Annotated in this window: 18 protein-coding genes; 10 read left to right on the top strand and 8 right to left on the bottom strand. The window is 66.9% G+C overall.

Annotation, left to right across the window (positions count from 1 at the left end):
- Positions 1–34: 34 nt before the first annotated feature.
- Complete coding sequence (locus HNO88_RS09850) at positions 35–2818, bottom strand: TonB-dependent receptor plug domain-containing protein (RefSeq protein WP_184244576.1); 2784 nt, start codon at positions 2816–2818, stop codon at positions 35–37.
- A gap of 241 nt (positions 2819–3059) precedes the next feature.
- On the opposite strand from HNO88_RS09850, the gene HNO88_RS09855 reads away from it, so the two are divergent.
- Positions 3060–5000: a TolB family protein gene (locus tag HNO88_RS09855; protein ID WP_184244578.1), complete on the top strand. Its 1941-nt coding sequence runs from the start codon at positions 3060–3062 to the stop codon at positions 4998–5000.
- Between the two features lie 249 nt (positions 5001–5249).
- A complete protein-coding gene (locus HNO88_RS09860; protein ID WP_312857043.1) occupies positions 5250–6326 on the top strand; it encodes an ABC transporter ATP-binding protein in 1077 nt (358 codons plus the stop codon).
- Here the strand turns inward: HNO88_RS09860 and HNO88_RS09865 are convergent.
- Genes HNO88_RS09865 through HNO88_RS09875 form a run of 3 tightly spaced genes read right to left on the bottom strand, consistent with a single transcriptional unit; the run spans position 6316 to position 9337 of the window.
- On the bottom strand, positions 6316–7167 hold the full coding sequence (locus HNO88_RS09865) for a carbohydrate ABC transporter permease (RefSeq protein WP_246381488.1): 852 nt from the start codon (positions 7165–7167) through the stop codon (positions 6316–6318). The two genes, HNO88_RS09860 and HNO88_RS09865, sit on opposite strands and share 11 nt — an antisense overlap.
- On the bottom strand, positions 7167–8048 hold the full coding sequence (locus tag HNO88_RS09870) for a carbohydrate ABC transporter permease (protein ID WP_184244593.1): 882 nt from the start codon (positions 8046–8048) through the stop codon (positions 7167–7169). Before HNO88_RS09870 ends, HNO88_RS09865 begins: the two co-directional genes overlap by 1 nt.
- 11 nt (positions 8049–8059) lie before the next feature.
- Entirely contained in the window at positions 8060–9337 is a 1278-nt protein-coding gene (locus HNO88_RS09875) for an extracellular solute-binding protein (protein WP_184244595.1), read from the bottom strand.
- 126 nt (positions 9338–9463) lie between these two features.
- On the opposite strand from HNO88_RS09875, the gene HNO88_RS09880 reads away from it, so the two are divergent.
- Positions 9464–12349, top strand: coding sequence for a TonB-dependent receptor plug domain-containing protein (locus tag HNO88_RS09880; protein WP_246381491.1), 2886 nt, complete (start codon positions 9464–9466; stop codon positions 12347–12349).
- A 63-nt stretch (positions 12350–12412) separates the two neighbouring features.
- A complete protein-coding gene (locus HNO88_RS09885) occupies positions 12413–13153 on the top strand; it encodes a glycosyltransferase family 2 protein (protein ID WP_184244597.1) in 741 nt (246 codons plus the stop codon).
- A gap of 153 nt (positions 13154–13306) precedes the next feature.
- On the opposite strand, the gene HNO88_RS09890 is transcribed toward HNO88_RS09885, so the two are convergent.
- A complete protein-coding gene (locus tag HNO88_RS09890) occupies positions 13307–14146 on the bottom strand; it encodes an AraC family transcriptional regulator (RefSeq protein ID WP_312857044.1) in 840 nt (279 codons plus the stop codon).
- A 213-nt stretch (positions 14147–14359) separates the two neighbouring features.
- On the opposite strand from HNO88_RS09890, the gene HNO88_RS09895 reads away from it, so the two are divergent.
- Entirely contained in the window at positions 14360–15082 is a 723-nt protein-coding gene (locus HNO88_RS09895) for an SDR family oxidoreductase (protein WP_184244601.1), read from the top strand.
- Between the two features lie 155 nt (positions 15083–15237).
- Here the strand turns inward: HNO88_RS09895 and HNO88_RS09900 are convergent, their stop codons facing one another.
- The 3 genes from HNO88_RS09900 to HNO88_RS09910 are packed head-to-tail and all read right to left on the bottom strand — an operon-like array spanning position 15238 to position 18712.
- Complete coding sequence (locus tag HNO88_RS09900) at positions 15238–16497, bottom strand: DUF3526 domain-containing protein (RefSeq protein ID WP_184244603.1); 1260 nt, start codon at positions 16495–16497, stop codon at positions 15238–15240.
- Complete coding sequence (locus tag HNO88_RS09905; protein ID WP_184244605.1) at positions 16494–17933, bottom strand: ABC transporter permease; 1440 nt, start codon at positions 17931–17933, stop codon at positions 16494–16496. The genes HNO88_RS09900 and HNO88_RS09905 overlap by 4 nt, the downstream gene beginning before the upstream one ends.
- Positions 17930–18712 (bottom strand): ABC transporter ATP-binding protein, encoded by a 783-nt coding sequence (locus HNO88_RS09910; RefSeq protein WP_376768767.1) that lies wholly within the window; start codon positions 18710–18712, stop codon positions 17930–17932. Before HNO88_RS09910 ends, HNO88_RS09905 begins: the two co-directional genes overlap by 4 nt.
- A gap of 139 nt (positions 18713–18851) precedes the next feature.
- Between HNO88_RS09910 and HNO88_RS09915 the strand changes: the two genes are divergently transcribed.
- The 5 genes from HNO88_RS09915 (at position 18852) to HNO88_RS09935 (ending at position 24389) form a co-directional block, all read left to right on the top strand.
- The gene (locus HNO88_RS09915; protein ID WP_221419932.1) at positions 18852–21002 is read left to right on the top strand and encodes a TonB-dependent siderophore receptor; all 2151 of its coding nucleotides are present in this window, start codon (positions 18852–18854) and stop codon (positions 21000–21002) included.
- A 12-nt stretch (positions 21003–21014) separates the two neighbouring features.
- A complete protein-coding gene (locus HNO88_RS09920; RefSeq protein WP_312857045.1) occupies positions 21015–22823 on the top strand; it encodes a M14 family metallopeptidase in 1809 nt (602 codons plus the stop codon).
- Between the two features lie 85 nt (positions 22824–22908).
- On the top strand, positions 22909–23808 hold the full coding sequence (gene ubiA / locus HNO88_RS09925) for a 4-hydroxybenzoate octaprenyltransferase (protein WP_184244607.1): 900 nt from the start codon (positions 22909–22911) through the stop codon (positions 23806–23808).
- Positions 23809–23906: 98 nt separating this feature from the next.
- Positions 23907–24122: a hypothetical protein gene (locus HNO88_RS09930; protein WP_184244609.1), complete on the top strand. Its 216-nt coding sequence runs from the start codon at positions 23907–23909 to the stop codon at positions 24120–24122.
- A gap of 24 nt (positions 24123–24146) precedes the next feature.
- A complete protein-coding gene (locus tag HNO88_RS09935; protein WP_184244611.1) occupies positions 24147–24389 on the top strand; it encodes a hypothetical protein in 243 nt (80 codons plus the stop codon).
- Positions 24390–24404 lie beyond the last annotated feature (15 nt).

Consider the following 24404-nt stretch of genomic DNA (forward strand, 5'->3'; position numbering starts at 1 on the left):
ATCCCGAAAACGGGCAGCGCCGGAGGAGAGGGAATCAGAACTTGGTCGTTACACCCAGGTTGATGGTCCGGCCCAGGGTCGCGCCGTTGGCATAGCCTGCGGGGCGGTTGGCGTTCATCGCACCGAGGTACACCGGCGGGTCCTGGTCGAACAGGTTGGCGACGGTCAAGTCGATGCGGGTATTCTTTGCCTGCGTGAAGTCGCCCAGATCGACGCCGGCGTAGATGTCGACGACGGTGTAGGAGTTCACGCGGCGCTGCGGCGGTGCGTTGTTGACCGGGATGTCATAGCCGCCCGAACGGCGCACGTTGGCGCGCAGCGTGGCCGGTCCTGAAATCGCACCGAAGGACACGACCGCGTTGTAGCGCGGCGAGCCGACCACGGCCTCACCATCGAGATAGTCGATGAAGGGACCGCCCTGACGCGAGGAGATGTCGCGCTTCAGGTTGTACGTCGCCGCGATCGAGCCGAACACGCGGCCGAACGAAACGTCCGAGCTGTAGGACAGGCTCGCGTCTATGCCCGAAAGCTTGGCCGTGCCGAAGTTGTTGCGGCGCGCGTCGATCACGTCCGCCACGATGGCGCCGGGAGCGACGAGATCGGCGATCGAACGGATCGAAGGCGCCGCACCGTTGTCGATGCGCAGCCACAGGGGCTGGATGCTGTTGAGGTAGTCGGCCGTGCAGGCGCCGTTCGCCGAAGCGGACTTCTGCTGCGGGGCGTAGCCGACGCCGCACAAGTTGTAGGCCGTGGCCGACGCTCCGGTCGAGCCGCCGAACGCCGTCAACGCCTGGCTGATCAGCTTGTCGACCTTGGTGTTCCAGTACGTCACGCTGGCGCGCAGGTTCGGAACGGCTTCCGGCGTCCAGTCGGCGCCGATCGAGTAGGTGCGACCTTCCTGCGGATCGAGGTTCACGCCAGCGCCGGCGATGAAGATCTGGTAGACGTTGGTGGCCAGCGTCTGGATCTGCAGGCGCGTGTCGATCTGGTTGCCCGAGTCCGCCAGGCTCGGCGCCACGAACGTGGTCTGGTAGTTGGCGCGGATCAGCAGGTCGCGCACCGGGCGGTAGTCCACGGCGATGCGCGGGTTGGTCGTGCCGCCGAAGTCGCTGTAGTGATCGTAGCGGACGGCCCCGTTCAGCGCCAAAGCGTAGACGCCCGGGATCGAGTTGCCCTCTCCCACGATGGGCACGTACAGTTCCGCGAAGGCCGCCTTGATGGTGCGATCGGAATCGAAGCTGCGCAGGCCGGTGCGGTCGCCGATCGGGCCGGTGACCGTCTGGTTGTCCAGCGTCTGGCGACGGATCTCGCCACCGCCGGCAAGCTTCACTTCACCGCCGGGCAGCTCGAACAGCGTGCCGTTGGCGACGAGCGTGCCGCTGGTGATCGAGTTCACGCCGCGCGAGTAGAGCTCGTAATCCGCCAGAGCACTGCGCACCGAAGCATCGGTGAGTGCCGGGTCGTAGGGGTTGAAGTTCGTGGCGGTGAGCGCCGCGCCGTTCACGCCCGTGCGATCCTGAACCTTGGAAACGCTGCGGCCGTAGAGGAAGTCGGCGCGAACGTCCCAGGCGTCGCTGACCTTCCAGGTCAGGCTCGGCGAGAACTGGTACTGGCTGTAGGTCTGGGGCGAGACACGGCTGTTGCCGATGGCGCGGCCATAGTTCAGCGCCACCGTCTGCCGGGTCGATCCGCCGACCGGCCGGAAGAACGGGTTTGCCGGCGTGATGACGTAGGAGCTCGTGATGTTGGCGATGTCGGAGTAGATCTTCGTGGAGCGCTTGGACCAGAGCGCATCCATGCTGAACTTCACGCTGTCCGAGATCTCCTGCTGGATGAAGCCGAAGACGTTGCCGCGCTCTTCGCTGGGCACGAGGCTGGTGTTGTCGGTCGCGTCGCAGCGCGGTGCGGTGCCGATCGGAGCCAGCCCATTGCCGCTGTAGAGCTGGCCGTTGACCGTGAACGTGCCGTACTCGCACGAGGTGCGGCGGGTGTCCTGGCCGCCATAGCGGCGGAAGTCGGTGGTGATGTAGTCGCGGTCGCGGCCGAAGATCGCGTCGTGCTTGTTGTAGGTCCCGCTGACGAAGGCCGAGCCGGTACTCCAGCTCTTGCCGATCACGCCGGTGATCGTGTTCTCGTGATAGTCGTCGCCGAAGATGTGCTGCCCGTGCACCTGCACGCCGTCGATCTCCTTGCGGGTCACGAAGTTCACGACGCCGCCGATGGCGTCCGAACCGTAAGTCGCCGAACCGCCGTCGGGCAGGACCTGGACCGTCTCCAGGATGTCGGACGGGATGAGGTCCGGATCGGCGTCGGTCGAAAGGATACCGACGGGAACGACGCGGTGGCCGTTGATGAGGACCAGCGTCGCATTCGTGCCGGACGCCAGACCCGTGGCGGACCCGATGCCGCGCAAGCTGATCTTGTTCACCGCTGCGCCAAAGTCGGCGCTGCCGGTGGGCAGTGCGTTGAAGGACGAAAGCTGGGGAACTGTCTGGTTCAGCAGATCCTTGGCCGCGGTCACGCCGGTCGACGCGATCGTGTCACGGCCCACGTTGACCAGTGCCGCGCCGGTCGGTTGAGCAACACCGCGGATCAGCGTTCCGGTAACGACGATGTCCTCACCTGCGCTCGCTGTCTCGTCGCCAGTGGTGTCGGTCGGCTGGGCTTGTGCAGCGGTCGGCGTGCCGGTCGCGTTGGGGTCCTGTGCAGCAGGATCCTGCGCGAACGCCGGGCCGGATGCGAGCGCGAAGCACAGGGCGGTTCCGCCCAACAGTGCAAGGCGCTGGAACCGATAAGCGTTGAGATTTGTTGCAGGCATGTTTCCCCCCAGTTTCAACGACCGTAATCGGTCTGCTGAGTACAATTAAATTGGCCTGTCCAAATTGTCAACGAAGGGTGTTTGACGATCAATCCGTGGAGCATGAGCGCCAGAGATACACTATGCGACACAAAGGCGCATTGTGCCATGCCACGGCCTTGCTTAGTAAGGGACTGACCAAAAAATAGGGGGATGAACGATGCGAGCTCTTCGGCCGAATATACAGCGCACGGCGCGAGCGATGGCGTGGACCGCCGGTGTGGTGCTCTGCACCGGTCTGACCACGGCGTTGCAGGCGGGGGTGGTGGAGGATGCACCACCTCCGAAGCCTGAACCCGTCACCATCAGCGAACTTCCCCTGCCTCCCACCGCTCCGGCCGACACTCCGGGCTCATGCACCCGCGCCGTCAACCCACGCGGGACCGGCTGCATCTCCGCCAGCGAGTACGGCCTGCAAGAAGGCCCGGGTGCGATGTGGGACAACCGCCATGTCCTGATGACCGTGACCTTCACGGGGGCGCCTGCAGCGCCTGCTCCCGCAAGCATCTACAGCGGCGAGCAGGTCATCGCCATTCGCCTGGATGGTACGAAGTTTCCCAACGGCGATCCCTGGAAGTGCCTGACCTGCGGCGTGCCGGAGCAGAACCGCAGGGGAACCCTGATCACCGCTAACCCGATGGGCGAGAGCGATGCCCACGGCGACAAGGAAGCGCTCGCACCTCGCATGCCGCTCGACCATCCGCAGGCGTTTCCCGATGGCAAGCGTGTCCTTGCCGGGCCCAACGTGATCGACTGCGGCCCGCATGAACTGACTTCCACGGCGTGCACGCCGGACAAAGTCCGCATCTTCCCCGTGCGGTGGGGCCGGACCCCGGACGGATCGGGCCCGGGCAGCGTCTTTCGCGAGCAACGGCTGAACCCGGACGGCGTACACATGAACTGGAGCGCGTTCGCGCCCAGCCCCGGCGGGGTCGAGCAATTCGGCTACCTGGGCAAACTGGTGTTCAATCCCAAGCCGAAGATGGGCGAACCGAACGTTCCTCGCTACGATATCGAGAACGTCTATCTGCTCCTCAACAACACAGACCCCACATTCAACCAGTTCTCTATCGATCCCAAGAACCCGAAGAAGCTGGTCCACAACGAGCCGCGTGGGCAGATCGGCGAGATGCGGGGCTGGACCCGCGATGGCCGCAACGTCATCGGCATGGGCTTCCCCGAAGCGGGAAATCCTGACTTGTTCATCACGAACCTGACCGATGGCGCGTCACATCGCCTGACCCGCGATCCGGCTTATACCGATCCGATGATGATGTCGCCGGACGACAAATGGTTTGTCGCCATGGATACGCGCACGACCACGCGGCACCTCTACTATTCGGCGATGCAGGGCATCCCCCCGCTGACCGACACGCTTACGCTCCCGATCGCGGTGTGCTGCTACAACGATGGCAACCGGCGCTTCTTCCAGCCCATCCTGATCGATGCCAAGGGCGACCGGGGCCGCTATCGGGGCCAGCAGCTCAATGCCGGACCGGGCACGCCGGGCAGCTTCAGCGATCCCGACTGGAACGGCCGTGCCGATCCGGCCTGGTCCCCGGACGGGACCCGGGTGATCTACTGGCAGGCGCTGGTCACTGCGCCTGCCTGTGGAGAGGGGCGCAAGCAGCCTTGCCCCACTTCGACGGCGCCAGGCGGACGCCGCACGCGGTTGATGATGGCGCACCTGACCAGCCGCAAGCCGATGCCGACTCGCAAGGTCACGCCCAAGCCCATCAATGTCGACTGGGCCATCGCGCTGCGACCCGGCGATCCCCTCCCCAAGCGGCCGTTGGAACTGCCCGCGGGAACGTTCGTGCTGAACGGCAAGGTGGCCGGAACCGCCAACGTACGGGTCGAGTACCATCCCGCAGGCGGGATCAAGACGGTCGATGTGCGCTACACCGGCTACACCGATGACGGCCAGCACATCATCGACGGGACGGAATCGGCCACCCGCGCAAAGCCCGGCTTCCTCAGCCCGGTCGTATGGCAGGCGGATCTGCGCGCGTCCGGGGTGCAGACCGGCACCAAGAAGACGAGCCCGGGCGGCTTCGTGCTCAGCTTCCGCGGCCCTGAGAAGGGCGAACTGGTCACGACCATCGACGGGCGCGAGTATCGCTCGCCTCCCGTCAGCCGCTGAGGACGACCCATCCCGCACGCTCGTAACGCGTGCAACGACACGACTGCCGCCATACTGCCCGCCCACTTGCGACAACGGCCGCAAGGGGCGGGCACGCCATCGGCGCCCCCCCCAGCCGATCCACTTGCACACCATTGCCCTCAAGCTGGCTCGACAAGAGCGCGATTTGGTGGTGACGCTGGCCCGGGCTCGTGATCCCCTCGCGCCTTTATCGAACGAGAGTGAGCGCGAAGCGTGGCATCGGTCTGCGTGACCCAGTTGAGCAAGCGGTTCGATACGTTCGATGCGCTGTGCCCTAGCGATCTGGAGATCGCCGAGGGCGAGTTCGTGGTGATCGTGGGGCCGTCCGGCTGTGGCAAGTCCACCCTGCTGCGCCTGATCGCCGGCTTGGAGGAGCCGTCCGGCGGCCAGGTATTCATCGATGGCCGCGATGTCACCGACGTCGCGCCGGCGCAGCGCGGCTTGGCGATGGTGTTCCAGTCCTATGCGCTGTACCCGCACTTGACCGTCGAGGAGAACATCGCCTTTCCGCTCAAGGTGCAGCGCTTTGGCAAGACCGAGGTTCGCGCGCGGGTGGCTGCCGCCGCCGAGGCGCTGGACCTTGCCCCGCTGCTGAAGCGGCGACCGGCGGCGCTATCGGGAGGGCAGCGCCAGCGGGTGTCGATCGCGCGCGCCATCGTGCGCGAACCGCGCGTGCTGCTGCTCGACGAGCCGTTGTCCAATCTGGATGCCGAGTTGCGGGTCCGCATGCGCCATGAATTCGCACGGCTGCATGGCCGGCTGGGCGCCACGATGATCTACGTGACGCACGACCAGCTCGAGGCGATGACGCTGGCCAATCGCATTGTCGTCATGAGCGAGGGCCGGATCGAGCAGGTCGGCGCTCCGCTCGAGCTCTATGCCGCACCGGCGACGCTCGCCGTGGCGCGAGCCATCGGCTCGCCCGGTATGAACCTGATCCCGGCCATTATCGACGCCGCCGACGAGCAAGGCGTCACCCTGCGCCTCCCCGAAGACAAGACGCTGCGCGCCCACGTTCGAGCTGCCGCCGATCGTGTCGGCGAGCCGGTCACCGTCGGTTTGCGGCCCGAGCACCTGGTGGCGGACGCTGAGGGACCCCTGGGCGGCGAGGTAGAGCTGTTCGAACGGCTGGGGCCGCTTTCCTTCGCGCATCTGGGCGCCCGCGGCGGCATCGGCACGGTGGTGGCGCAGCTGCCCGGCGACCGGCAGGTCACGCTGGGCGAGACCCTGCGTTTCAGCTTGCCGCCATCACAGGTCCACGTCTTCGATGCGCAGGGACAGGCATTGGCTCGGCTCAGCCCTTGATGCTGCCACCAAGCAATCCGCTGATGTAGTAGCGCTGCAGCGGCAGGAAGATCAGCAGCACCGGCAGCGTCGTCACCACGGAGGCGGCCATCATCAGCTCGCCGTCCTGGGCATGCTCGCGCACGATGGCGGCGACGGCGACCGGCAGCGTGTACTTGTGCTGATCGGTGAGCACGATCAGCGGCCACAGGAAGTCGTTCCAGCTGCCCAGAAACAGGAACAGCGCCAGCGTCACGGTGATCGGGGCCAGCAGCGGCAGCACGATCGAGCGGAAGATACGCGCCTCGCTCGCGCCATCGAGCCGGGCGGCGTCGAGCATCTCGTCGGGGATCGCCAGCGCGGCCTGACGCACGAACAGGACCGAGAAGATGCCGGCCAGCCCCGGCAGGATCACGCCGGCATAGCTGTTGACCAGCCCCAGCTCCTTGAACAGCAGGAACAGCGGCAGCATCGCCACCTGCCCCGGCACGACCAGCCCGGCGATCAGTAGCTTGAGCAGCCGCTCGCGTCCGGTGAAGCGCAGCTTGGCGAAGGCATAGCCGGCCGGGATCGTCAGCAGCAGCCCCAGCACGGTGGCAAGGACGGCGATGAGCAGGCTGTTGCCCAGCGCGGGCAAGACGCGATAGTCGAACCACGCACCATCGATCTCGCGGCGGACCAGCAACTCGTAATAGTTCTCCCACGACCAGCGCTCGGGCCAGAACGGCGGCGGGAACTGGCTGGAGGCACCACGCGGCATGAACGAGACGGTGACCATCCACACCAGCGGGACCAGCGTCACGGCAGTCAGCAGCGCCACCAGCGAATTGGCGACGATCGCGCGGGTGCGACGCCGCCCCATCACAGCCACTGGTTCCGCTTGCCGATGCGCGTCTCGACGAAAGTGATTGTCAGGATCAGCACGAACAGGATCAGCGCCACCGCCGACGCCTGCCCCAGGTTCCACCATTTGAAGCCTTCGTCGAACATGAAGTAGAGCACGGTGACGGTGCTCTGCGCCGGGCCGCCCAGCGTCATTACGTAAGGCTCGGCGAAGATCTGGAGGAACCCGGCGACGCTCATCACCGAGGCAAGCAGCAGCGTCGGCCCGATCGCGGGCAAGGTGACGTGGCGGAAGCGGCCCCAGCGCGAGGCGCCGTCCAGCCGTGCGGCTTCCATCAGGTCCTGCGGCACGGCCGACAAGGCGGCGGTGAACACGATCATGTTGTAGCCAAAGATCTTCCAGGTCACGAACAGCAGGATCGCGGGGATCGAGGCATGAGGATCGCCCAGCCAGTCGACCGGCGGCAGGCCAAGCCAGCTAAGAGCGTAGTTGATCAGGCCGAAGCGCGTGTTGAGCAGGAAGCGCCAGACCACCGCGGTCGCCACCACGCTCGTCACATAAGGCGCGAACAGCGCCACGCGCCACAGCGCCTTCCAACGCACGGTTGTGTCGTGCAGCAGCAGCGCCGCGCCCAGCGAGGCGCCGATCGCCATCGGCACGCCGAGCACGGCGAACAGCGCGGTGTTCGCCAGCGCGCGCCAGAAGAGGGCGGTGCGCAGCAGCTCCTGGAAGTTGCCCAAACCCACGAAGCGCACGTTGTCCCAGTCGGCCAGCGCGTAGATGCTGTAGTCGGTCAGGCTCAGCGCCAGCGCCAAAGTGACCGGCAGCACCAGCACCGCCACGATGATCGCCAGCACCGGCGCGGTGAACAGCCAGGCGGTGCGTTCCTGAGAAGACATGGCCTGCCTCCTCATGCGATGCGACCCGCCTCGACCAGCGCGCGGCGCTTGGCGAGGATCTGGTCGACGCGGCCGTCGATGGCGGCGAGCGCGTGCGGGATCGTCAGCAATCCGCGCACGACGCGTTCGGCGACCAGCTGGACCTCGATCTGGATACGCTCCCACTCGACGATCTTGGGCGCCATCGCCGGTTGCCGCATCTGCTCGGCGAAGGGGCGCAGCACCGGCATCTGCAGCTGCGGCGAGGCCCAGGCACTCGCGCGCGCCGGCAGGTTGCCGATCAGCTGCTGGAAGCGCAGCTCGGTGGCAGTGGAGGTCAGGTGGCGAACCAGCGCCCAGGCTGCCTGTGGCTGCGCCGTGCGCGCGCTGACGACCACGTTCGAGGCGATCATCGCTGTTGGCCCCGGACCCTTCGGCCCGGCAAGCCGCGCCACGCCCCAGCGCTCGCGCGGGATCTCGGCACGGCGGCGATGGAGGTCGAGCAGCAGCGAAGGCCAGCTCGGCCATACGGCATAGCGCCCTTGCGCGAACGCGGCGAAGGCGTCCTGCACTTCGGTGGAGAGTGCACGCGGCGCCAGGTTTTCGGTGAATAGCGAAAGGTAGAAGGCAAAGGCGGATTCCGCCTCGGGCGAGCGGAAGTTGCCGCGCGTGTCCTGGTCGCGCAGCATCGTCATGCCGGTCTGGTACAGCATCGAGAACAGCGTGTCGGGCCAGTTCAGCAGGGTGAGGAACACGAACTCGTCGGGGCGGCGACGCTTGATCGTCCGGCCCATCTCACGCCACGCTTCCCAGGTGTCGGGCGGCGTTTCGTAGCCCGCATCACGCAGCAGGTCGCGCCGGTAGAACTGCACTTGCGGCGCAGCGGACCAGGGCACCGCGAAGTTCCTGCCCTTCACTTGCGCCAGCGCGAGCGCCGGTGGCAACACGTCCGCCACGTAGTCGGGCGAAGGCACCGGCGCCAGCGCGCCGATCATCTGGAACTCGCCGATCCATCCCGACGGCAGCGCGAAGACATCGGGCAGAGCGTCGCCGGCAAACGCGGTGAGCATCTTTTCGTGCGCCGCGGTCGAGGGGATGGACTGCACGTCGACCTCGATGCCGGTCGCGGCGGTGAAGGCGGTCATCAGGTGCGGCGCGTAGTCGCCTTCATAGCTGGTCGCCCAAAACCGCAGCGGTGGACTGGCGGACCGCGGCCCGCAGGATGTCGCCGCCAGAGCCGCCGCGCCCGCCAGCACGCTCCTGCGCGTGACGCGATCTGCGCGCCTGCACCCCTTGTCTCCCATCAGCATGTATTGGCCAACCCATGGCCCGCGCGCCAGTTGCCCGCGAGGGCGATCGTAACAAATTGAATGTTGGGCTGTTCCCCTTCAAACGGCGGATCCGAGAAAAGCCGGCCAAGCAGGGGTGCTCAGGGCATGATCAAGACATTCACGATGCGCAGCGTGCTGCTCGCAGGTTCCGCGATGATGCTGGCCGGCTCACCCGCCATGGCGCAAGAGGCAGCACCGCCCGCGCCCGGCGACAGCGATGCGAGTGCGAACGACATGATCGTCGTGACCGGCTCGCGCATCCGCCGGCCCGACTATGCCGCGCCAAACCCAGTGGTCTCGTTCGATGCGGCCGCGATCGCGCAGTCGGGCAACACCAACGTCACCACCTTCCTGCAGCGCGTGCCGGCGCTGACCAACTCGCTCGACAACACCCGCACCGCAGGGAACGCGCAGGTCGACGGCGCGCTGGGCCAGGTCGGCCTGAACCTGCTCGATCTGCGGGGACTGGGCGTCGCCCGCACGCTGGTGCTGGTCAACGGCCGCCGCCACGTCGCCAGCCAGCCGAACAGCGCCGCGGTGGACATCAACACCATTCCGACCGACCTGATCGAGCGGGTCGACGTACTGACCGGCGCGGCCTCGGCGGTCTACGGTGCGGACGGTGTCTCGGGCGTGGTCAACTTCGTGCTGCGCCGCGACTTCGACGGCGTGGCCGCACGCGCGCAGGTCGGCATCTCGCAGGAAGGCGATGCCGGCAACCGCTTCGCCTCGATCATCGCCGGCCGCAACTTTGCCGATGGCCGCGCCAACCTGACGCTCGCCTACGAGTACAATGCCGAGGACCCGCTGGCCAACGACGACCGCGAATACCTGCGCAGCGTCAACCGCGCGAACTTCGTCAACCTCAACGGCTACGATCCCGCGGTGGCGGGCAGCTACCAGAAAGGCCCGCTGCGCGACATCCGCTATCCGGACAGCTCGACGTACGGCATCGTCGACATCGGCGGCGTGCGCTACCGCGGTGATGGACGGATCTACACGCCCGGCACCGTGCTCGAAAACGATGGCTACTCGACCGGCGGCGACGATACCCCGGTCGCAGGCTACATCGGTGACATCTTCCCGAAGACCGAGCGGCATGCCGTCAACCTGCTTGGCCGGTTCGAGGCGTCGGAGGCCTTCAAGATCAGCCTCGAGGGCAAGTTCGTCCAGAGCACCGCGCGCACCTTCAGCGGCTATGGCGGCAACTATCCGGCCACGGTCACGCTGGACAATCCGTTCATCCCGCCCACGATCCTGGCTGCGGCACAGCAGGCGGGGCTGACGTCGATCGACATCAACCGCAACAACTTCGACATTCCCCGTCGCGGCGAGGAGAACCGTCGCCGCACCTGGCGCGGGGTGGTGGATCTTTCCGGCCGGATCTCCGACCATGCCACCTACGACGCCTACTACACCTACGGCCGTACCGACGTGCGCGCGACCAAGCTGAACGATCGGCTGAGCGACCGCTTCACCGCCGCGTTGGATGCCGTGCGCGACCCGGCCACCGGGCAGATCGTGTGCCGCTCCGCCTCCGCCAGGGCCGCCGGATGCGTGCCGGTCAACACCTTCGGCGCCAACACCGTCGACCCCGCCTCCTACGACTACTACCTGTTCGATCCGGTCAGCAATGCACGGCTGGAGCAGCACGTCGTCAATGCCTCGCTCAGCGGCGACTTCGGCGCATTGTTCGAGCTGCCCGGTGGTCCGGTCCAGTTCGCCTTCGGCGGCGAGTACCGGCGCGAGTCCAGCCGGTTCCGGCCTGCCCGGGAGCTGGTCGACAACGTCTTCTACCAGTTCGACGAGTACGTCATTCCGACCGCGTCGAGCGGTAAGTTCGACGTCTGGGAAGCTTTCGGCGAGATCAACCTGCCGTTGCTGAAGGACCGGCCCTTCGCGCACTTGCTCTCGGTCGGCGCGGCAGGCCGCTATTCGGACTACTCGACGGTGGGCAGCACGAAGACCTATCAGTTCAACGGCGTCTGGGCGCCGGTCGAGGCGGTGACTCTGCGCGGCTCGTACGGCCAGTCGGTGCGCGCGCCCAACATCGCCGAGGTGTTCCGCCCCCGCACCGGCGACAGCGGTTTCATCTCCGATCCTTGCTACCTCGGAGCGCGAGGCGATGGTACGCAATTCCGCGCGGCCAACTGCGCGGCGCTGATCACCGCGGCCGGAGGCAATCCAGCCACTTTCACCAACGCCAACAATCCCAACGCCAACGTCAACATTCCCGGCGCCGTGCAGGGTAACGCCAACCTCAGGGCGGAGACCGCCCGCACCTGGACCGCCGGCCTGGTGCTGCGGCCCTTGCCGCGCCTGCAGGTCGCAGTCGACTGGTACGACATCCGCATCAAGGATGCGATCAACACGGCCGGCGCATCGACGATCGCGGAGCTCTGCGTCGACCAGCCGACGACGGATAACCCGTTCTGTGACGCGATCAGCCGCCAGGCCGGCAGCGGCTATATCGATGGCTACATCGTGCAGCCCGAGAACGTCGCCGCGTTCCGCACGGCCGGCCTGGAGTTCAACGCCTCCTACCAGATCCCGACGGCCCGGATCGGCACTTTCGACGTGCGCCTGGTCGGCGGCTATCTCCACCGGCTGGAGCAGATCCCCACCATCGGCGCCGATGTCGAGGATAATCGGGATCGTCCGTTCCGGCCCAAGTACAACCTGACGTTCTCGCCCACCTGGACGCTGGGAGAGCTGACGGTGAACTACAACCTGCGCTGGCAGAACGGCGTGCGCCGCTTCCCTCGTGTCGATACGGCCGACAACCCCAGTTATGTCGCGCCCGAGTATTTCCGCTTCAAGGAGCTGTGGCAGCACGACATCCGCGCACAGTATCAGGTCGGCGAAGCTTTCGCCTTCTACGCCGGCGTGAACAATTTCACGAACCAGAAGCCGGACATCGGGTTCGAGACCAACGTGCCGATCTCTCCGGTTGGCCGCTACGTCTACGCAGGTGCGAAGATGACTCTGTGAACCTGCTGATCAGCCAGCCAAAACGGTCTTGCTCGGGCATGCTGCAGCGCACATAGCTGCGGCATGCACGCGATCACCGATGTTTTCCCGACCGACTTTTCCCTGCCTGCTTACGATGTCGTCATCCCCTGCCACAACCGCGCTCACGTGGTGGCCGATGCGGTCGCCAGCGTGTTGGCGCAGGAACACGCACCGACCCGCGTGATCGTGGTCGACGACGGCAGCACCGATGCCAGCGCCGCAGCGATCCACGCCCTTGCCGATGCACAGCCCGGCCGGGTGCTTGCCGCGATCCTGGCGCGCAACGCCGGCGCTTCGAACGCCCGCAACGTCGGCCTAGCGCTGTGCCGTTCGCCTTGGGTGGCGTTCCTCGACAGCGACGACGTCTGGCTCCCGGGAGCGGCGGGCGCCCTCCTCAGCGCGACGCTGATGCGCGAGACGGACTTGGTCGTCGGCCACTTCCTCCGCATGGAGGAAGACGGGGTTGCCCAGCCTGCGGAGTGCGGCTGGGACGGTGGCGATTTGCGCGCCGCGCTCGCGAGCGGCGGCGTGATCGGTCCCTCGTGGTCGATCGTCCGCCGCGAGGCCGCAGCAGCCGTGCAGGGCTTCGATCCCAGCTTCCACAACTGCAACGATTGGGACTTCTACACGCGATTGGCCGCGAGCGGCGCGCGCTTCAAGCGCATCGAGGCTGCTGTCGCGGTCTACCGCACCGTGGCAGGCGCACGGCTCATGAACGATGCCACAGTGGGACGCCGCAATGCCGAACGTGTCCTCGCACACCCGTACTTCCAAGGTGGCTAGCGCCGGGGGGTAAGAAGGACACTTGCACCCCCCGCTCTCCGCATCGGGGCGAAGCTCCTCCTCGAAGGGGCTCGCCAGTCTCGTCCCAGGATAGCCCTGCAATACAGGCGCCCACCGACCTCGACTTGGTCGCGCTCGATCCTCGACGTAACCCTAGGCAGCGACGAGGTTCCGATCGTCCACCTGGGCACGACGTATGTCGATCGATGGCGGTGAGCCGAACAGGCGCCTGTACTCACGGCTGAACTGCGATGGACTTTCGTAGCCGACGGCGAAGGCGGCGGCCGATGCGCCGACGCCTTCGCCCAGCATCAAGCGACGGGCCTCCTGCAGGCGCAGCTGTTTCTGGTACTCCAGCGGGGTCAGCCGCGTCATGGCCTTGAAGTGGTGATGGAACGAGGACTGGCTCATTCCGGCGACCTCGGCGATCTCCGCCACGCGCAGTGGCCGGTCCAGGCGCTCGCGGATGTGGGCGGCGGCACGTGCGACGCGAGCGAGGTGGCCGTCGGCGGCCGCCATCCGCCGCATCATGGGGCCGCACGGCCCCTGCAGCAGACGGTACAGGATTTCGCGCTCCACAAGTGGGGCAAGGACCGCGGCATCGCCGGGTAGGTCCAGCAGGCCGACGAGGCGGCAGGCCGCATCGATCAACTCAGGATCTTTCGGATAAGCGGCGAGAACGGGTGCCGACGCGATCGCCACCTCGTTTCCGGCTGCCAGCACCAGATCGCTGAGTACACTCAGATCGAAGTCGATCTTGCAGCACAAGTATGGCGCGTCCTGGCTGGCCTGGACGACGTGGCCGACGAGCGGGAGGTCCAGCGACACCACGAGATGATGGGCCGCATCGTACAGGATGACCTGGTCACCGAGCGCCACGCGCTTGGCGCCTTGTGCTATCAGGCAAACCGATGCTTCGTAGACGGCAGGCAGGGGTGCGCTGGGCGCATCGGCGCGGAACAGCGAAAGACCGGGCAGGGAAGTCGCAACCATGCCTGTCGACGGCAGATGTCTTGCGATCAGGTCGGCGAGATGGGTGGCGTTGCGCATAGCGGCTTATTGCCTCATCGCATGCAGGGCTGGCAAGGCGTCGACACTCAACTTCGTAGGATCGGGCAAGTCTGCCGGACGATCGGCCTAACGTCTCCGCCTCGCCGTGCTCCATATCGCCGTTGCTCCTGAAACCCTGAGCAGTGGAGACGACACATGCCTACCATCGACAAGACCATCCTCATCACCGGCGCCTCCAGCGGCATCGGCGAGGCCGCCGTGCGCGAGCTTGCCGGAACCGGCGCCCGGCTGTTCATAGGCGCCCGCCGAACCGAGCGGCTCGAGGCGCTCGCGCAGGAACTCGGCGACAACGTCGCGTGGCGCGCACTGGACGTGACGGACGCAGCCGACTTCCAGGCCTTTGCAGACGCCGCGGTCGAGCGGTTCGGCCAGGTCGATGCGCTGGTCAACAACGCCGGCGTGATGCCACTGTCCGCGCTCGCAGCAGTCAAGCTGGACGAGTGGAATCGCATGATCGACGTGAACGTGCGCGGCGTGCTGCATGGCATCGCCGCCGTGCTTCCGCGCTTCGTGGCGCAAGGATCCGGTCATGTCGTCAACGTGGCCTCGGTCGGCGCGCACATGGTCATGCCGACGGCCGCGGTCTACTGCGCCACCAAGCACGCCGTGAAGGTGATCACCGAGGGCCTGCGCCAGGAACATGACGAGGTGCGAACCACGCTGATCTCGCCCGGAGTCGTGGCGACCGAGCTTGGCCATGACATCAGCGTGCCCGAGATCGCGGACGGCCTGCTCACCTGGCGCAAGAAATCGCTGACGCCGGACGCGATCGCGCGCGCCATCCGGTACGCGATCGAGCAGCCCGACGGCGTGGACGTCAACGAGATCATCGTGCGACCCACCGCCGCCGACATGTAAGCTCGTGAGGCAAGGCGGCGTGTCTTGCCTCACGACCTGTGCTCGGCTCCAGCTACCCCGCGCAACCGGGGCCGAGCGCTTTGTCATCGAGCTTCGATCCGACCTTGTGCGAGTTCCGGGCATTCATCAGGCAGCTTCGCGCCGGCGCGGGCACGCTACGAGATATCGCCGCCAAAACGGGGTGCGCGATCGAAGTCGGTCCTGTCGAAGGGGCGATCCGTGAAAAGATAGCCGTAGTAGAAGGTCCGCAAGCGTCGGTGGAACGAGCGGATGCGATCCTGATAGCGCAACTGTGCAGCCAGATCCGTTTGCGCCAGGCGCATCAACAGGGCCTGGACGCCCACGGATGGGAGTATCCAACCTGTCGCTCGCGCCGCCGCATCCCGGGCTTCCAGTCCCGCGCGGTAGGCACGTACGCGCCCGGCCACGCTCTCGTCGCCGTTCTGGTGGAAGGCCAGGTACCACTTGTAGTGAAACTCGGGGCCAAGAGGCGCCGAAGGGCTCCACTCGGGATGACGGGCGTAGAAGCGCCGCATCGTATCCTCCCGCGGGATGTCCCACGCCCGGTTCACCTCCTCGCGGTGAGCCAGCGCGATCTCGGCGCCCTGGTCGATCGGCAGCGCCGCGTTGATCGCGACGTTCGCCAGGGTCGGGACGATCAAGACAAGAAGCAGCCAGGCCGACGCCAGCACCGCCGCGTTGGTGACCGAACTGCAGCGCAAGCGGCTGACGAGAGCCGCTACCCCTGCCCAGAACAGCAGGTAAGCCATGGCCACGGCGAGCACGGCCAGGATCGCGCCGACCGCCACTTGCTCCCATGCAGCCGCAAGCATGAACGGGAGCGCCAGGGCCGCCCACAGCAGCGACAGGCGCAGGGCACTGCGCCGCCGCCACAGGCTCCGGCCACCGCGCGGAAGGGCGTCCAGAGTGCGCTGGCGCCCAGCCTCGCGTTCGCCCGAGACAAGATCGTGGAACAGCGCGATCACGAACAGAGGCGCCAGAAACACGAGCACGAAGGCGAAATCGAACCTGCCCGGTAGCGCCAGTTCCGGATTGAACGTGTCCCCGTCGTAGATCTGCGCCTCGAGCCCCAGCGCCCGGACTCGCAGGATGTAGGGCGAGACGTCGCGCATCCCGAGCGCGGCGAAGGCCAGCGCGGAAGGGGCGTCCCAGGTCGGGTGGAAGCTGTAGTAAGCGGCGCTGCCGGCGTCCTTGGTGCGATCGACGTAGTCCGCGACGGCGGCGATGTCCTCGGCCTGCGCGGCAGGGATCGCTGCGATCGCGTCACGTTGCCGCTGCACCTCGCTCATGCCCAGGATCAATGAGGCTGCGGAAAGTGTCGCCAGCAAGGCAAGCGCCATTACCGAGAGGCGTTGGCGCAGCAACAGTCGAAGCTCATGCGCAAGCAGGATCATCGGCGTGCCCCCAATCGGCGGGTGACGAGGCCCAGCGCAGCCAAGGCAAGGACCAGCCAGCCCAGCACCACGGCAAGGCCGGGCAGGGCCGCCCCCGCCAGTGTCGCACCGTCCGGCGCGACGAAACGGAAGTCTGGCGCCGCCTGCCAGTGAGAGGCCGAGACGCGCTTGCGGCGATCGGCGTCGGCATCCGTGGCGGTGTCGTCGGCGAACCTGACGGCTTGCGCCTGCATCGCGTTCAAGCGCTGCACCAGGGCGTAACGGTACGCTTCGGCCTGGTCGAGGAAGCGGCGATGCCCTTCAAGGTCCGTGCCCGCTGCCGCCATCGACAAGGAGCGCAGCGCGATTGCGGGGCTCAGCAAGCCGATCCGGTCGACGTAGGCATTCTGCCGTGCCTGCGCGGCGTGACTCGCGGCGGCGTAGCGATTGAACAGAGACGACGTCATGCGCTCGCCCTCGATGGCGACGATGCCCTTGTAGTTGAGCGGCAGGTCTTCGACCCGGCTGACGCCATGACGATCCAGCACCGATTGCTTGAAGGCGGCGAAGTGCGGGTCGTCCGGGTTGTGGCTATCGCCCATCGCCCGCAGATCGCGGGCGATGGCGACGTCTGATTGCAGGCGGTTCGCCAGCGGTACCGCGGCGCTCGCCAGGTCGGCCGCGGCACGCGGCAGCAGGATGGTCGAGACCGTCCACAAGGCGGTCAGCGCCAGCAGGGCATCGCGGCCGCGGCGAACGAAGCCCGAGACCACGACGATCAGGATCGTCCAAAGCGCCAGATAGGCGGCGTAGCCGGCTGCGATCGCCAGCATCGGCAGGGTGAGAGCTCCAGGCTGGCGCGCCATGGCGACCAAGCCGATCATCGCCGGCGCACCTGCGATCAGCGCCACCAGGCCCAGCGCCAGCAGCTTGCCGCCAACGACCTGCCAGCGCCTCGCCCCTTGCAGCATCAGCACCCGCAGCGTGCCCTGCTCGGTTTCGCGGGCGAGTACGCCATAGCCCAGGAAGATCAGCAGCAGCGGCGCGATCACCTGCAGCACGAAGGCAGGCGTCAGCTGGCCGAAACGGATCAGCAGCGAGCTTTGCCGCACGTCGCCGAAGTTGGCGGTATTCTGGCGGTGGCCTTCCAGGAACATGCTGTTGCCGGTGAACGCGTCCACGCCCGGGTCGAAAGCGGCGAGCGGGCCGAGCGGGCGGAAGATGAAGGTGCCGTAGTGCACCATGCGATGTGGGTGACGATCCGGCTGGGCGTCGAACGCCGCTTCGGCAGCTTGGGCATGGCGCGCGCGCAATTCGGCGATGCCGCGCTGGTGGGCCCAGGCACTGACCACGGCGGTCAAGGTGAGAAGGAGGAGCAACCCCATGCCGATCATGGCGAGCCGGTTGCGAACCATCATGCGCAACTCGTCGCGCGCGATGAGCCAAGCCGTGCTCATGCCGCGAGGCGTCCGGCGCCGAGCTGGAAGCGCGCATGCAGCTTCCGTACGTCGAACCGCTCCTCACCACTGGCGGCGACCTCGTGTTCGACACGGCCGGCTTCGAGGAATGCGATGCGATCCGCGATATCCGCAGCGGAGAGCAGGTCGTGCGTGACCATCAGCACGGCGGTGCCACGCGCTCGGACCTCGGCCAGCAACGCGTTGAAATCCGCCGTGGCGCGCGGGTCCAGTCCCGAAGTCGGCTCGTCGAGCAGCAGAACCGGGACTTGCCGCAGCAGCGCGACGGCTATGGCGACTTTCTGCCGCATGCCCTTGGAGAAGCCGCCGAGCCGCCGATGCCATGCCCGGTCCTGAAGTCCTGCGGCCGACAAGGCATCCTCGATCGTGCCGCGCTTCGGACGCTCTCCGGAGAGCGCCAGCAGATAGTCTGCGTTCTCGAATGCCGAGAGATGATCGTACAGTGCCACGTTCTCGGGCAGATAGGCGATGAGACGGCGCGCTTCGTCAGGGTCGGCAGCAGGATCGATCCCGCACACCGTGATCGTCCCAGTCCGTGCACGCGCAAAGCCGAGGAGAGCCGACAACGTGGTCGACTTGCCGGCTCCGTTGCCACCCAGCAGCGCGGTGATGCTGCCCGCCGGCACGGCGAGCGACAGACCATCCAGAACCGTATGCGTGCCGTAACCGAGCGTCAGGTCGCTGATCAGGATCGGGTCTGTCGTCGGCATCGGTACCTCGCGTTGCTCGCCTGCGGCAGGGTCATGGTCGTGACTCATGGCGACCCCTGTGCCGGATCCCTCTGGCGGATCTCAGGCGATGTAACAAGATATCATTGACGATGTTATATCATCACGAGCATAGGCGCGTCGCGGCACCCGGCGTCGCTGCTCAATTCCATCGCCGAAAGGAAGCACCTTGCGATCGTCACCTCGCACCGGCCCGGCCACCGTGGCCATTCCGTTGTTCCTCGCACTCACCGGCTCGCCCGCGCAGGCCGAGGCAGAGGAAGCGGAGCAAGCCGATCGCGGCGAAATCATCGTCAGCGGCGTGCGCCAGCCCTATCGCGGGAACTTCGAATTGCGTGAGATCCCGCAGGCCATCGCCACCATCGACGGCGCCGAGATCGAGAAGAACGCCATCCTGCGCCTGACCGACGCGCTGGACCTCAACGCCTCGGTCGTGCGGCAGAACACGCTGGGCGACCTCTGGGACAGCTTCGCCGTGCGCGGCTTCGCGGGCGACGAGAACCTGCCGAGCGGTTACCTGGTCAACGGGTTCAACGCCGGGCGCGGCTTCAGCGGACAGCGCGACGTTGCCGGGATCGAGCGGGTCGAGGTGCTCAAAGGTCCCGCAGCCGCCGTGCTCGGCCGGGGCGAACCGGGGGGATCGATCAACCTGGTCACCAAGCAGGCCCAACTGGGCAGCACCTTCGGCAGCGCATCCCTCCAGTTTCGCAGCTTTGACACTGTCCGCGCCGAGGCCGACGCGAACCTGGCGGTGACCGGCAAGCTCAGCGCCCGGCTGATCGGCTATGCCGAAGCAGGCGATACGTTCCGCGACACCGTGCAGCAAAGGCGCTGGGGCATTCTGCCGTCAATCGGCGTGTCGCTGGGCACCGCGACCCGGCTGACGTACGATTTCGAATGGACGCGGGTGGAAGTGCCGTTCGACCGCGGCATCGTGGCGCTGAACGGCGATTTGCGAGCCGTTCCCCGGTCGCGGTTCCTGGGCGAGCCTGCCGACGGAGACACCGTAGCACGGGCGACCGGGCACCAGCTGCGTTTGCAGCATGATTTCAGCGATCGCTGGAGCCTCCTGGTAGGCGCCAGCCACCGCGACACGCTGCTGACCGGCGCATCGTCCGATGCCGAGACGGCGCGGGCTCGCCAGAAGCTCTATGTCGATGGCCGCTCGCTGTCTCGCCAACGGCGGACCCGGCGCTATACGTCGGAACACAGCGTCCTACGCGCCGAGCTCACGGGCGAGTTCGCGACCGGCCCCTTGCGCCATCGCGTTCTCGTGGGGGCCGACTTCGATGACTTCGCCACCGACCAGTTCTTCACCCGCTATCGTGGTCCGGTGGTCACGCCGACGACGAGCGACCAGGCCGGCTACGTGCTCGATCTGCAGAACCCCGTGTACGGGCGCTATCCGGTGCCTGTCACTGCCCCGATCACCAACCGCCTCGACGTACAGCGCGCGATAGGCGCTTACGTGCAGGACCAGATCAGCCTGACCGACCGCTTGCAGGTCCGCATCGGTGGACGCTTCGACGACTTCCTGCTGCGTGTCGACAATCGGCTGACGAACGTACAGGGCCGTCGCAAGCGCAGCCGGTTCAGTCCGCAAGCCGGGATCGTCTATGAGCTGAGCAAGCCGCTTTCGCTCTACGCGGCCTATGGCGAAGGTTTCCGCGCGAACATCGGCGCCGATGCGTTCGGGGAGGTGTTCGAGCCCGAGACGAGCAAGTCGATCGAGGCGGGCGTGAAGCTGACCGCGCTTGGTGGACGGCTGACGGGCACGCTGGCGGTCTATCAGCTGGAAAAATCGAACGTGCTTGCCACCGACACGCTCAACCCCGGCTTCTCGGTCGCCATCGGCAAGGCGCGCAGCCGCGGCATCGAACTCGACGTCATGGGCAAGCTGCCCGGCGGCTTCGATGTGCTGCTGAGCTATGCCTATACCGATGCCGAGGCCCGATCGCGCGTTCTGGACCCGAACTTCTCGTTCCAGATCGAGCCGGGCGATCCCCTGATCAACATTCCCGATCATAACCTCAACGTCCAGGCCACCAAGGGCTTCTCGATCGGCAACCGCAAGGCGATGCTGGGCGCCGGCGTCCAGTACGTGGGAGAGCGCAACGGCGAGACCGGGACCGATTTCCAGCTTCCCTCGCACACGCTGGTGCGCGTTTTCGGGCAAATCGATTTGATCGAGGATGTCGCGCTGTTCGGTTCGGTAACGAACCTGTTCGACACGCATTGGTATGCCAACAGTTATTCACCCGTCTGGGTTCAACCCGGCGCGCCGCGCACCGCCTCCTTCGGTGTGCGCGCCAGCTTCTGAAGCAAGGACCTCATGCGATTTCTACATTCCCTGAGTATGGTGGCTTTGCTCACCGCGTCCGGCGCCATCGGCCAGGCGACCACGATGCTGCCGGACATGCCCGCTGCGGCACTGCCGCCCGCGTTGCCTTGGTCCGGTGCGAGCGAGCGGTTGATCGCTGCACCGGAAGATCCTTGGATCACGCCGGCCGAACGGGCCGGGTTCGTCACCACCCCTCGCTATGACGAGACGCGCGCCTGGCTCGAGCGCCTCGATACCGCGTCGCCGCTCATCACGATGGAAACCTTCGGCTCCAGCGGAGAGGGCCGCGATCTGCTGATGGTGCGCGCCAGCAAGGGGGGAGCGGCCAAGCCCGTCGTGCTGATCCAGGCCGGCATCCATTCGGGCGAGATCGACGGCAAGGATGCCGGGCTCATGCTGCTGCGCGATATCGCCATGCGGGGCAAGCACGCCCTGCTCGACCGGGTCGATCTGGTCTTCGTGCCGATCTACAACGTCGACGGGCACGAGCGGATGAGCCGCTGGAACTTCCCGGCCCTGCGCGGCCCGTCTGAAAAGGGCACCATCGGCAACGCCCGCAACATCAATCTCAACCGCGACTACGCCAAGGCGGACGCGCCGGAGACGCGTGCGATGATCGGCCTCCTGCGCCGCCTCGACCCCATTCTCTATATCGACTGCCACGTCAGCGACGGCTTCGACATGCAGTACGATGTGACCTTCACCTACGCCGGATGGGGCCGCTACGCCTACCATCGCGCCACGGCCGACTGGCTGATGGAGCGCTTCGGGCCGCACGTCTCGAAGGCCTTGGCAGGCGCGGGCCACGTTCCGACCATCTACCCCAGTCCGATCGACACGCGCGCACCCGGGAAGGGCATCCGTCAGGCTCCCGAAGGCCCGCGCTACTCCACCGGCTACGGCGACTTCATCGCGGTCCCGACCGTGCTGGTCGAGAACCACATGCTCAAGCCATACCGCCAGCGCGTGCTTGGCACTTACGTGCTGATGGAAGCGGCCCTCAAGCTGGCAGCGCAGGATCGGGATCGAATCCAGGCGGCAAAAGCTCGCGATCGTGGCAGCCGGCCCACGACGATGCTCGCGAGCTGGAAGCCGTCGCCCAAGCCGATCGGCTGGATCGATGACTTCAAGGGCATCGCTTTCGAGACATACCGCTCCCCCGCAAGCGGCCGCCTGGAACAGCGCTGGACCGGCAAGCCGATCAGCATGCGCATGCCGATCATGGGGCAGGATCCGGTTACGACCGTCGCGCTCCCGAAGGCATGGTGGGTGCCCCAAGAGCAAGCCGAGGTCGTCGATCGCTTGCGTCTGCACGGGATCCGCTTCGACACGCTGGCGGCGCCACGAACCATGACGCTCGATCGCGTCCGCCTGCGCGATGCGACGGTGCAGCGCGCGCAGGACGGCCGGATGCCGCTGAAGGCATCCTTCGTGCACGAGACCGTGCGCCGGACGCTACCGGCCGGAACCATCCGGGTGGAGTCGGACCAACCCCTCGGCCTGCTGGCGGCGGCGCTGCTCGAGCCCGAGGCGCCGGACTCGTTCCTCGCATGGGGCTTCTTCCCGGAGTTGCTCTCTGCGCCATCCTCGGCCGAGGACTTCGTGCGGGCGCCGACGGCGGACGCTCTGCTGGCGAGCGATGGAGCGATCCGCAGCGCCTTCGAGGCGAAATTGGCAGCCGAGCCCGCGTTCGAGGCAGACGCGCAAGCGCGGCTCGCCTGGCTTCTCGCTCATGTGCCCGGCGATCAGGGGCATGCCGCGACCTATCCCATCCTGCGAGAGACAGAGACCGACCGCTGAGATGTAACGGCTACGATCCGGGTCCTCCGCTGCGGCAAGATCGAGAAGGTGGCGCACGGGGCCCATGCCCGCTAATCACGCCGCCATGTCTCAGATCGTTCCCGACACCCAGCATCGCGGGCTGGTCGCCGCGCTGCCGCCGACCTTGCGGGATCTGGCGCTGCTCGCGCGGTTCGATCGGCCGATCGGGTGGTGGCTGCTGTTCTGGCCGGGCGCATGGGGCGTGCTGCTGGCTGGCGGCGAGGGACGCTGGGGCCTGATCGCCTGGCTGCTGCTGGGCGCCATCGTCATGCGCGGGGCGGGCTGCGTCTACAACGACATCGTCGATGCCGACATCGACCGGCAAGTGGCGCGCACCGCCGCCAGACCGGTGGCGAGTGGCCGGGTGAGCGGCAAGACGGCCTGGGCCTGGCTGGTCGCGCTGTGCCTGGTCGGGCTCGTGGTGCTGCTGCAGCTGCGATGGCAGGCGCAGCTGGTGGCGCTGGGGAGCCTGGCGCCGGTCGCAGCCTACCCCTTCATGAAGCGGATCACCTGGTGGCCTCAGGCCTGGCTGGGGCTGGTGTTTTCCTGGGCGGCGCTGGTCGGATGGGTGGAAATGCGCGGCGATGCCTTGGCCACGCTGGCGCTGCTCTATGCCGGCTCGATCGCCTGGGTCGTGGGGTACGACACCATCTACGCGCTGCAGGACCGCGAGGACGATGCGCTGGTAGGTGTGCGCTCCTCTGCGCTGCGGATGGGCTCGCACGTGCGCGGCGGCGTCGGCGCGTTCTACGTGCTGGCGGTGCTCTGCTGGGCCGGCGCGTTCTGGCTGCTGCGGCCGGATTGGCTCGCTCTCGCGGCACTGCTGCCGATGGCGCTGCATCTGCTGTGGCAGGTGGCGACCCTGAACCTGAGCGGCGAAGGCAACGCGCTCGATCGGTTCCGCTCCAACCGCTTTGCAGGCTTGCTGATGACGCTGGCGTGCTGGGTGGTCGGGAACGCCTGACCGCCGGCACGAGCCAGGGCGGACGATAGCCGGGATCAGCCGACCGGCACTTTCCGGCGGTTCCATGCGTTGCTCCTGCTCAACACCAGGAGTGAAGCATGCTCGTCAAACTCGCTGCCCTCGGGGCACTCGGTTATGCCGGATACCGTTACCTGCAGAAGAACCAGGCCGTACAAGGCGGCGGTTCCGGCAGTACGGGCCATGTCGCCCTGGCCGGCGGCCCGCTGAGCGACCAGGCCCGCATTCAGTCGGATCCGGACGCGCCGCCCGCCAGCTCATCCGCCGCAGCCGATGTCCTGCGTACGATGCCCTGACGGCGAAAGGCCAGGAACAACGCAATGGCGCAAGACAAGCCCAGCGACGGGGCGCCTCAAGAACCGACCGCGGCACCGGACGACTTGCCCGAGCACGTAAGCGACGATCTTGGCGGTGTGCAGGGCGAAGGGCCCGACGAACGCTCCGAAGATAGCATCGTCGCCAGGCCTCCGGTCGGCGAACCCACTTCCGAGCCCGTGCCGGATGCAGGCGAGATCGAGTGGGCGGGGCAGGTCGTCAAGAAGCCGCCGACGCCCTCGACGTGATGGAACCGCCGCCTC

It is taken from the genome of Novosphingobium chloroacetimidivorans, assembly GCF_014204535.1.
In the GTDB taxonomy this organism is placed as follows: Bacteria; Pseudomonadota; Alphaproteobacteria; order Sphingomonadales; family Sphingomonadaceae; genus Novosphingobium; species Novosphingobium chloroacetimidivorans.

Bases quoted from the DNA above. Each gene is read 5' to 3' on its own strand.
- HNO88_RS09910 (WP_376768767.1), bottom strand. From the start codon at position 18,712: ATGAGTCACGACCATGACCCTGCCGCAGGCGAGCAACGCGAGGTACCG.
- HNO88_RS09905 (WP_184244605.1), bottom strand. From the start codon at position 17,933: ATGAGCACGGCTTGGCTCATCGCGCGCGACGAGTTGCGCATGATGGTT.
- HNO88_RS09885 (WP_184244597.1), top strand. From the start codon at position 12,413: ATGCACGCGATCACCGATGTTTTCCCGACCGACTTTTCCCTGCCTGCT.
- HNO88_RS09855 (WP_184244578.1), top strand. From the start codon at position 3,060: ATGGCGTGGACCGCCGGTGTGGTGCTCTGCACCGGTCTGACCACGGCG.
- HNO88_RS09865 (WP_246381488.1), bottom strand. From the start codon at position 7,167: ATGGGGCGGCGTCGCACCCGCGCGATCGTCGCCAATTCGCTGGTGGCG.
- HNO88_RS09850 (WP_184244576.1), bottom strand. From the start codon at position 2,818: ATGCCTGCAACAAATCTCAACGCTTATCGGTTCCAGCGCCTTGCACTG.
- HNO88_RS09875 (WP_184244595.1), bottom strand. From the start codon at position 9,337: ATGCTGATGGGAGACAAGGGGTGCAGGCGCGCAGATCGCGTCACGCGC.
- HNO88_RS09930 (WP_184244609.1), top strand. From the start codon at position 23,907: ATGCTCGTCAAACTCGCTGCCCTCGGGGCACTCGGTTATGCCGGATAC.
- HNO88_RS09935 (WP_184244611.1), top strand. From the start codon at position 24,147: ATGGCGCAAGACAAGCCCAGCGACGGGGCGCCTCAAGAACCGACCGCG.
- ubiA (WP_184244607.1), top strand. From the start codon at position 22,909: ATGTCTCAGATCGTTCCCGACACCCAGCATCGCGGGCTGGTCGCCGCG.
- HNO88_RS09880 (WP_246381491.1), top strand. From the start codon at position 9,464: ATGATCAAGACATTCACGATGCGCAGCGTGCTGCTCGCAGGTTCCGCG.
- HNO88_RS09920 (WP_312857045.1), top strand. From the start codon at position 21,015: ATGCGATTTCTACATTCCCTGAGTATGGTGGCTTTGCTCACCGCGTCC.
- HNO88_RS09895 (WP_184244601.1), top strand. From the start codon at position 14,360: ATGCCTACCATCGACAAGACCATCCTCATCACCGGCGCCTCCAGCGGC.
- HNO88_RS09890 (WP_312857044.1), bottom strand. From the start codon at position 14,146: ATGGTTGCGACTTCCCTGCCCGGTCTTTCGCTGTTCCGCGCCGATGCG.
- HNO88_RS09870 (WP_184244593.1), bottom strand. From the start codon at position 8,048: ATGTCTTCTCAGGAACGCACCGCCTGGCTGTTCACCGCGCCGGTGCTG.
- HNO88_RS09900 (WP_184244603.1), bottom strand. From the start codon at position 16,497: ATGATCCTGCTTGCGCATGAGCTTCGACTGTTGCTGCGCCAACGCCTC.